Annotated in this window: 11 protein-coding genes; 7 read left to right on the top strand and 4 right to left on the bottom strand. The window is 64.5% G+C overall.

Going from position 1 to position 7887, the window contains the following annotated elements; translation table 11 throughout:
* The 3 genes from A2J02_RS14110 to A2J02_RS14100 form a co-directional block, all read left to right on the top strand.
* The coding region (locus A2J02_RS14110) for a S1 RNA-binding domain-containing protein (RefSeq protein ID WP_156516221.1) at positions 1–606 on the top strand (606 nt) is incomplete at its 5' end.
* Positions 607–673: 67 nt separating this feature from the next.
* Complete coding sequence (locus tag A2J02_RS14105) at positions 674–1960, top strand: M16 family metallopeptidase (protein WP_068050751.1); 1287 nt, start codon at positions 674–676, stop codon at positions 1958–1960.
* 135 nt (positions 1961–2095) lie between these two features.
* Positions 2096–2881, top strand: a complete 786-nt coding sequence (locus A2J02_RS14100; protein ID WP_068050750.1) for an SDR family oxidoreductase — start codon at positions 2096–2098, stop codon at positions 2879–2881.
* An 8-nt stretch (positions 2882–2889) separates the two neighbouring features.
* Here the strand turns inward: A2J02_RS14100 and A2J02_RS14095 are convergent, their stop codons facing one another.
* Positions 2890–3633, bottom strand: a complete 744-nt coding sequence (locus A2J02_RS14095; protein ID WP_068050753.1) for a polyprenol monophosphomannose synthase — start codon at positions 3631–3633, stop codon at positions 2890–2892.
* Between the two features lie 97 nt (positions 3634–3730).
* Positions 3731–4495, bottom strand: coding sequence for a 2-phosphosulfolactate phosphatase (locus A2J02_RS14090; RefSeq protein WP_068050749.1), 765 nt, complete (start codon positions 4493–4495; stop codon positions 3731–3733).
* A gap of 66 nt (positions 4496–4561) precedes the next feature.
* Between A2J02_RS14090 and A2J02_RS14085 the strand changes: the two genes are divergently transcribed.
* Entirely contained in the window at positions 4562–4993 is a 432-nt protein-coding gene (locus A2J02_RS14085; protein ID WP_068050748.1) for a hypothetical protein, read from the top strand.
* 9 nt (positions 4994–5002) lie between these two features.
* Here A2J02_RS14085 and A2J02_RS14080 read toward each other — a convergent pair whose 3' ends face one another.
* Positions 5003–5278, bottom strand: coding sequence for a hypothetical protein (locus A2J02_RS14080; RefSeq protein ID WP_068050747.1), 276 nt, complete (start codon positions 5276–5278; stop codon positions 5003–5005).
* 100 nt (positions 5279–5378) lie between these two features.
* Here A2J02_RS14080 and A2J02_RS14075 point away from each other — a divergent pair, with 100 nt between their 5' ends.
* Together A2J02_RS14075 and A2J02_RS14070 are read left to right on the top strand one after the other, a co-directional pair.
* Positions 5379–6023 (top strand): AMIN-like domain-containing (lipo)protein, encoded by a 645-nt coding sequence (locus tag A2J02_RS14075; RefSeq protein WP_068050746.1) that lies wholly within the window; start codon positions 5379–5381, stop codon positions 6021–6023.
* 79 nt (positions 6024–6102) lie between these two features.
* A complete protein-coding gene (locus A2J02_RS14070; RefSeq protein WP_068050745.1) occupies positions 6103–6552 on the top strand; it encodes a hypothetical protein in 450 nt (149 codons plus the stop codon).
* A gap of 1 nt (position 6553) precedes the next feature.
* On the opposite strand, the gene A2J02_RS14065 is transcribed toward A2J02_RS14070, so the two are convergent.
* On the bottom strand, positions 6554–7267 hold the full coding sequence (locus tag A2J02_RS14065; RefSeq protein WP_068050744.1) for an aquaporin: 714 nt from the start codon (positions 7265–7267) through the stop codon (positions 6554–6556).
* A 289-nt stretch (positions 7268–7556) separates the two neighbouring features.
* On the opposite strand from A2J02_RS14065, the gene A2J02_RS14060 reads away from it, so the two are divergent.
* Positions 7557–7887: NADH-quinone oxidoreductase subunit A (locus A2J02_RS14060; RefSeq protein ID WP_068050743.1), on the top strand; the 331-nt coding region annotated here is incomplete at its 3' end.

Genomic DNA, 7887 nt, shown 5'->3' with positions numbered 1-7887 from the left:
GGCATACCCTCCAAGGTGCTCGCCGGCGCGCTGTCGCAGGCCAAGGATGCGCGCACGACGATCCTCGAGGTCATGGCCGAGGCCATCGACACCCCGGACGAGATGAGCCCGTACGCACCTCGCGTCACCGCGATCAAGGTGCCGGTCGACAAGATCGGCGAGGTCATCGGGCCCAAGGGCAAGATGATCAACTCCATCACCGAGCAGACCGGTGCCAACATCTCGATCGAAGATGACGGCACTGTCTACGTCGGTGCAGCGGACGGCCCGTCCGCACAGGCCGCGATCGACATGATCAACGCCATCGCCAACCCGCAGCTGCCGAAGGTCGGCGAGCGATTCCTCGGAACCGTCGTCAAGACAACGGCTTTCGGTGCATTCGTCTCGCTGCTCCCGGGCCGCGACGGACTGGTGCACATCTCCAAGCTCGGTAACGGCAAGCGCATCAACAAGGTCGAGGACGTCGTGAGCGTCGGATCCAAGTTGCGCGTCGAGATCGCCGATATCGACAACCGCGGCAAGATCAGCCTCGTTCCCGTCGAAGACGACAACGCTGCTGCTCCCGCCGACGCTCCCGAGGCACCCGCCGAGGTCAGCGCTGAGTAAGAAGCAATCGAGCCGAACGGTACGTCCCCTCGGGACGTACCGTTCGGCCGTTCCAGAGAGCACCGGCATCGACACGGGCGTGCAACGCACCACTCTGCCCGGCGGTCTTCGGGTCGTCACCGAGTTCGTGCCGGGCGTTCGGTCGGCCTCGGTCGGTGTTTGGGTCGGAGTCGGCTCGCGCGACGAGCAACCCAGTGTTGCCGGTGCGGCACACTTCCTCGAACATCTGCTGTTCAAATCGACGCCCACGCGCAGTGCGCTCGAGATCGCCCAGGTGATGGACGGTGTCGGGGGAGAGCTGAACGCGTTCACCTCGAAGGAGAGCACGTGCTTCTACGCGCACGTGCTCGACGAGGACGTGGCGCTCGCCATCGATCTCGTCAGCGATGTGGTGCTTCGCGGCCGCTGCCGATCGGCAGATGTCGACGTCGAGCGCCAGGTGGTCCTCGAAGAGATCTCCATGCGCGACGACGATCCCGAGGATCTGCTGGGAGATGCCTTCCTGGAAGCCATGTTCGGTGATCATCCGATCGGGCGTCCGATCATCGGCTCCGTCGAATCCATCGAGTCGATGACCCGTGCGCAGTTGCACTCGTTCCACGTTCGCCGCTACACGCCGCAGCGCATGGTCGTTGCTGTCGCTGGCAACGTCGATCACAAGCAGATTGTGTCGTTGGTGCGTCGCGCTTTCGCGGGCCATCTGGAAAAGGGACTGCGACCGGCCGAAAGGCGAAGCGGCACAGCGCGATTGCGTAACGCCCCCACATTGAGCCTGACCACTCGTGACAGCGAACAGGCACACCTGTGCCTCGGCGTACGTGCGTTCGGTCGACACGAAGGGCATCGCTGGGCGTTGTCCGTGCTGAACTCGGCAGTGGGCGGCGGGCTCAGCTCTCGTCTGTTCCAGGAGATCAGGGAAGAGCGCGGACTGGCGTACTCGGTGTACTCCTCGGTGGACACGTTTGCCGACAGCGGTGCGTTCTCCGTCTACGCGGGTTGTCAGCCCGAGAACCTGGGCGAAGTGACCACGGTGATCAGGGAAGTGCTCGCCAAGGTCGCCTCCGAGGGCATCACCGACGCGGAGTGTGCGCGGGCCAAGGGTTCGCTGCGCGGCGGATTGGTTCTGGGACTTGAGGATTCGGGCTCTCGGATGAACCGGATCGGTCGTAGCGAACTGAACTACGGCAATCACCGCGACATCACCGATACGTTGGCGCGGATCGACAGTGTCGGCAACGACGAGGTACGCGAGGTCGCTGCCGTGTTGCTCGACCGTCCGTTCGGTGCCGCGGTGGTCGGCCCCTACAAAAACGTTCGCCAGCTGCCGGCGTCGGTCAAGTCTCTGGTTCGGTAGCGTCGGCGATCACGTCGCTGTTTCCGTGCACGGAGGTCCACAGTCGCAGGGCGGTGAACTGTGGATTCTCCGGTGCGACGGTGGCAACCGTGCTCTCGGCGTTGACGTGTATGCCGCTAAGGTCGACAATGCAGCATGAACAGCGATGGGCGTACCGTCCTCGTCACCGGTGTGAGTCGACGCCTCGGTATCGGCTACGCCATCACTCGTAGGTTGCTGCAGGATGAGCGCGGCCGCGTCTTCGTTCAATCCTGCGATTCCTACGACGTGAGCGAGCCGTGGGGAGCGGGGACGCCGGGAGCAGTACAGGTTCTGGCCGAGTTGTCCACCGCGCCAAGCAGGCTCGGGCATCTGGACATCGATCTCTCCGATCCCGAAGCACCTGCCGCCCTGTTCGATGCTGCCGAATCCAGGTTCGGAGCCGTCGACTCGTTGGTCATCAACCATGCGCGATCACAGCTGGGCGACGTGGGGTCTCTGACGGCAGAGAGCCTCGACCTGACGTGGGCGGTGAACGTGCGCGCGTCCTTGCTTCTGGTGCAGGAATTTGCGGAACGGTACGTCGATCACCGCGACGGCGGACGCATCGTGCTGTTCACGTCCGGGCAGGGTGAGGGGCCGATGCCGACCGAGATTCCCTACGCGGTGACCAAGGGCGCGATCGCCGCGATCACACCGACCTTGGCCGATTCGCTGATCGAACGGGGTATCACCGTCAACACGATCAATCCTGGTCCGACCGATACCGGTTGGGCGAGTGCCGATCTGGACACGTTCGTCTTGCGCCACATGCCGCGGGGTCGGTGGAACTCTCCGGACGAGGCCGCGGCGGTCGTGGCGATGCTGCTCTCGCCCGATTCGGGCTCGATCACCGGTCAGGTCATCGGTGCCGAAGGCGGATTCCGACGCTTCACGCCGTGACGCCTCGGTCAGAGCTTCTTCTTGCGCAGCAACAGCTTCCAGGGCACCAATGCCGACTCGAGCTGAACCGACAGGCTCATCTTGGATTCGCCCTCGCTGCGCTCCTCGAAGGTGATCGGCACTTCGGCGAGAGTGAGGCCGTGCTTGACGGTTCGGTAGTTCATCTCGACCTGGAATGCGTACCCGTTGCTCTCGACCGAGGCAACATCGATGGTGCGCAGGGTGCGCGCGTGCCACGCCTTGAATCCCGCTGTCGCATCCTTGACGCCGAGGCGCAGGATCGTGTTGACGTAGAAGTTCGCCCATGCGGACAGGGCCTTGCGGTGCCAGGGCCAATCGGCGGCGACCGCTCCGCCCGGTACGTATCGCGATCCGAGCACCACGGCCGCGTCGGTAGTGTTCAGTTTGTCGATCATCGCCGGGATCACCTCGGTGGGGTGCGAGAGATCGGCGTCCATTTGAATGACGATGTCCGCACCCTCGTCGAGGGCCCTGGTCATGCCTGCGACGTACGCGCGTCCGAGCCCGTTCTTCTCCGTGCGGTGCAGAACGCTGACCTCGATGGGGCCGTCGATGGCCAACTTGTCGGCGACGTCGCCGGTGCCGTCGGGCGAATTGTCGTCGACGACCAACACACCGAGCCCCTCCACCTGCAACCCTGCCAGCAGCTCGACGAGCTTGGGGAGGTTCTCACGTTCGTTGTACGTCGGTACAACGACGGTGGTCTTCGGGGCGACTCGTTCCGTACTCACCACCGTATGATCCGTGATTCGGGGTTCCGATCCAAATATCGGACACGACCGGCCGTGTCGGGTCGGCATCGTGGGTCGTTTTCGAGCGCCGGTCGACTCATGCCCGAGTCGCGTCGACGAATACGCCGCCGCGCAGAATCGGAACGCTCGAACTCGAATCGACCTCGGCTGCGATGTCCACGTCTTCCAGGTGCCCCATCCCGGCCAATTCACGACTGGAGCCGCATTGCCGCAGCTCCGAGCCCACGTCTCGCTCCACGGCTCGCCACGCGGACGCAGCTGCGCGCGCCTCCGGGGAGACATCGGCAGCTCCGGCGTCGACGAGGGCAGCGATGACTGCACCGGCACCCCACAGGTCCTCGACGGCGGGCCGGAGGGATCCGTCCGGCCACTTTTCACCGCCCGCTATGACCGCTGTCACTGCGTTTGGGTTCCTGGCACGTATCCACTGCGCTACGGCCGATGCGTTTCTGAGCGACGCGCCCACGCACAGCGGGGCCGTGCTCGCGAGCTCGTGGGCGATGGTGGATCCGTTCGGTGACGGCAGCACCAGTCGTGTCGGAGCAGGCGCGGCCCGGACGGTCGCCGGGCACAAGCTGATCAGGCCCGGTGAGGCGGCCGACCGCCCCACGGCGAGGACCGCGTCGAACTGCTCGGCCAACTGCGTGGCCCGGTCGTCGCGCCACCGACTGGGGATGACGTCGATGCCCGCGTCCACAGCAACCGTGAGAGTGGTGGTGAAGGACAGGACGTCCACGACGACGGCGATGTCTGCGCCGTCGACGATGGCGTCGGCACCGGACAGACCCCAGTCGAAGCGGAGCCCGAATGCGTTCTGGGACAGTACGGGGTCGGCCGGCATTGCGGAACGGTATCAAGTCCGGTGCCGGTGATACCTTCGGCGCGGGATCGAGTGGGGGAGGTAGACATGCAGCTGGACCTGGACACCAAGGTGATCGTCCTCGTGGCCGGTCTCCTGCTGCTGTGGGCATTGGGATTGGGGGTGATCAAGTATCACCAGATGTCGACGTCACCGGATGGCACTGCGCATCGTTATGTCGACATCGCCCATCGGGCAGCGTTGATGTACTCGTTCGCCGCCCTGGTGCTCGCAGTGCTGGCGCAGTTCAGCGCGTGGTCGGTCACGGTGGACCTGATCGCCGCGTCGGTGGTGCTGGTGTTCTTCGTCGCAGCCGTCGCGAGTTACACCGTCCACGGATTTCGGCGAGACACCGAGAACCAGTTCGTCGATCCCGTCCCGGGGACGCACCTGTTCATGGTGTCGTTGATCGTTGCCGAAATCGGCGGTACAGCGGTGCTCGTGGCCGGGTTCGCGTGGGAGCAGTTCGGTCCGAGCTGAGACCTGGAGCTACCGAGGGTCCAGGTAGAGCTCGGCGGTCTCGGTGGCTACCGCGGACACTGCAGCAGCAAGACCGGGCTCGAGGTCCAGCGCAGTGGCGAGTCGTTCTCCGCGCAGCCCTTGCGTTCGGAGTAGGTCCCAGGCCTGTTCAACCAGCCGCACCGAGGTGGGGTGGTCCAACTCGGGACGGTTCGATCGCAGTGCGGTCGCAGCCCAATCCGCGTCGAAAGTTCCGTTGGGCGGACCGAACACACGCTCACCGGACGAATAGCTCTTCGGGTCCATACCCTCTGACGCTAGCAGGATCGGAGGTCGGTGCAATCGTGACCGAATCGCGTCGACGCAGCACTACCGAACCGATCGGTTTCTTCAGTACGGTGAGGCGATGTACGACGGCCACCGCAGGGCTCCGGTCGCGCTCTCGGTCGTCGGATCACTGATACTCGGTTTTGTCGCGGGCTGTGCCGGCGTAGGGGGCAGTGGCCCGGTCGACGAGGTCTCGGCCGACACGAACTACACCACGGTCACGGGATCACTGGTCGTCGGTGATCCAATGTCCAATCCCAGGCCGACCGTCGAAGCGCTGCCGCCCGCGGTGACAGAGCTTCCTCTGAGCCTCGATGGCGCGCGATTCCCAGGTGCGTCGCCGGTCGGTGTCACCGACGTGGTGTTCGCGGAGTCGGCGGCCGTCGAATTCAGGTTGGCAGGCAACGGCCCCGTCTCCTATACGGTGCGGTACGTCGACGAGGCCATTCGCTACGGCACCAGTGAACCGCTGGCAGTGCCGGGGAGATCGGTGTTGCAGGTGGACCTGTCGGGTACGTCGACGGACTCCGACGACACCTTCTCTCCGTATGCTGGGCCGGAACGGGTGCGAGGTGACGCGGAGTCTACGATCGTCTCGGCCGATTTTCTGGCTGATCCCGGCGGAATCTCGCAGGCTTTCATCGGAGTTGCGGCCGATCGACCCGCGTTCACGGTGACAACCACCGAAGAACCGGCCGCGGTCGTCGTCACCGTCGAGAACTGACCGGCGCAGCAACGTCGAATACATGTCGGCCGTGGCTGTTTCGATCCGTGTGCCGGGGACCGCGCGGTAGCATCGCGATGTGTCCGACGCCACAGCGGGAACGAGTCCATCCGGTCGTGTCCGCGTGCTCGTGTACAGCAGCAATGCCGCAACCCGCGCCCAGGTGCGGTCTGCCGTCGGAACTCGACCGGATCCTGCACTCGGTGACATCGAGTACGTCGACATCGCCACGGCAGCCGTTGTCATCGAGCACATGGATGCAGGCGATGTCGCGTTGGCGATTCTCGACGGCGAGTCCTCACCTGTCGGCGGTCTGGGTCTGGCGAAGCAGTTGAAGGACGAGATCCTTCACTGCCCACCGGTGTTGGTACTCATCGGACGTCCGGACGATGCGTGGTTGGCCGAGTGGTCGCGCGCCGAGGCTGCCGTTCCGCACCCGCTGGATCCGATCCGGCTGGGTCGAGCGGTGGTCGATCTGCTGAAGCAGCACTCGGTACGCGTCGGTGCCCGGGTCTCTCGATCGCGTTAGATCAGACCGTTTTCTCCGATGCAGGCACAGTCAGCACGAACCGATGGATCACGCCGGCGACGACAGCTCCGAGTACGGGGAACACCACGAACACCCATAGCTGGGACAGGGCAGGTCCGCCGGCGAAGAGGGCCGGGCCGAGGGACCGAGCAGGGTTGACCGACGTCGAGTCGATTCCGATGCCCAGCAGGTGAACCACGGTCAGGGTCAGGCCGATCGGGATGCCGGCTGCCACGACGGGGTGAACGGTGGGAGCCGTGGTGGCCAGTACGACGAGGACGAGCAGGCCGGTCGCGATCGTCTCGAACACCGCGACCGACGCCAGCCCGTATCCTCCGGGCGAGGCGCTGCCGAATCCATTGGTGCCCAGACCGTCCGACGCCATATCGTATCCGGGACGGCCGGACGCGACGAACAGTACGATCAGCGCGCCGATCAGTGCACCGACGGCCTGAGCGACGATGTAGAACACAGCCTTGATCGGGGTGATGGCGCGAGCGATCAGGGCTCCGATCGTCACAGCCGGGTTGATGTGGCATCCCGAGATCGGTCCGATCGCATAGACCAGCGCGAGCAGCGTGAGGCCGAATGCCAGAGCGATGCCCGGGGTTCCGACGGTGTCGCCCGCGATCACTGCGGTGCCGACGCCGAAGATCACGAGCAGGGCAGTTCCCAGTCCCTCGGCGGCGAGCGCCGAGACGGAAATCGATTTCATCATCTCTCCTGTTCCATGTCGGCAGCCTTGTTCGGCCGGCCGAGATCGTCGGGAGATTTGTCGTTTTCGTCGGTGCGGATCGCATGGGGCCGACAGGTGATCTGAGTCACAGTTCCTTGGCGTACGAATTCGGGTGATCCATGCGCGTCAACGCTTTACGAAAACTGGACTCCTCGAAATCCCGCGAGATCGACACCGAACCCATACTGTGTGGTTCAGGTCACATTGGTACGGCCGTCGCATTTACTACGCGCCGGCGCGGTAGTCGATCGAGGGAGCAGATGCCGGGATGAACGCCTACGTTCCGATCCTCGTTCTCGGTGCCATTGCGGTCGTGTTCGCGGTGTTCTCGGTGATGGTCGGCACCATGGTGGGACCCGCGCGGTACAACCGAGCGAAGTTCGACGCGTACGAGTGCGGAATCGAGCCCACGATGCATGCGCCGACGGGCCAACGATTTCCGGTGAAGTTCTACCTGACCGCGATGCTGTTCATCATCTTCGACATCGAGATCGTCTTCCTCTATCCGTGGGCCGTCCATCTCGATGTTCTGGGCGCGTTCGGACTGGTTGCCATGGCACTGTTCGTCGTCAACGTGTCGGTGGCCTACGTCTACGAGT

The organism is Rhodococcus sp. EPR-147 (assembly GCF_001647185.1).
In the GTDB taxonomy this organism is placed as follows: Bacteria; Actinomycetota; Actinomycetes; order Mycobacteriales; family Mycobacteriaceae; genus Rhodococcoides.
The sequence above is the reverse complement of the archived record's forward strand: the minus strand, read 5'-3'. Positions and strand labels throughout refer to the sequence as shown.

Coding starts and splice junctions, on each gene's coding strand:
- A2J02_RS14100 (WP_068050750.1), top strand. CDS start 2,096: ATGAACAGCGATGGGCGTACCGTCCTCGTCACCGGTGTGAGTCGACGC.
- A2J02_RS14090 (WP_068050749.1), bottom strand. CDS start 4,495: ATGCCGGCCGACCCCGTACTGTCCCAGAACGCATTCGGGCTCCGCTTC.
- A2J02_RS14085 (WP_068050748.1), top strand. CDS start 4,562: ATGCAGCTGGACCTGGACACCAAGGTGATCGTCCTCGTGGCCGGTCTC.
- A2J02_RS14080 (WP_068050747.1), bottom strand. CDS start 5,278: ATGGACCCGAAGAGCTATTCGTCCGGTGAGCGTGTGTTCGGTCCGCCC.
- A2J02_RS14075 (WP_068050746.1), top strand. CDS start 5,379: ATGTACGACGGCCACCGCAGGGCTCCGGTCGCGCTCTCGGTCGTCGGA.
- A2J02_RS14065 (WP_068050744.1), bottom strand. CDS start 7,267: ATGAAATCGATTTCCGTCTCGGCGCTCGCCGCCGAGGGACTGGGAACT.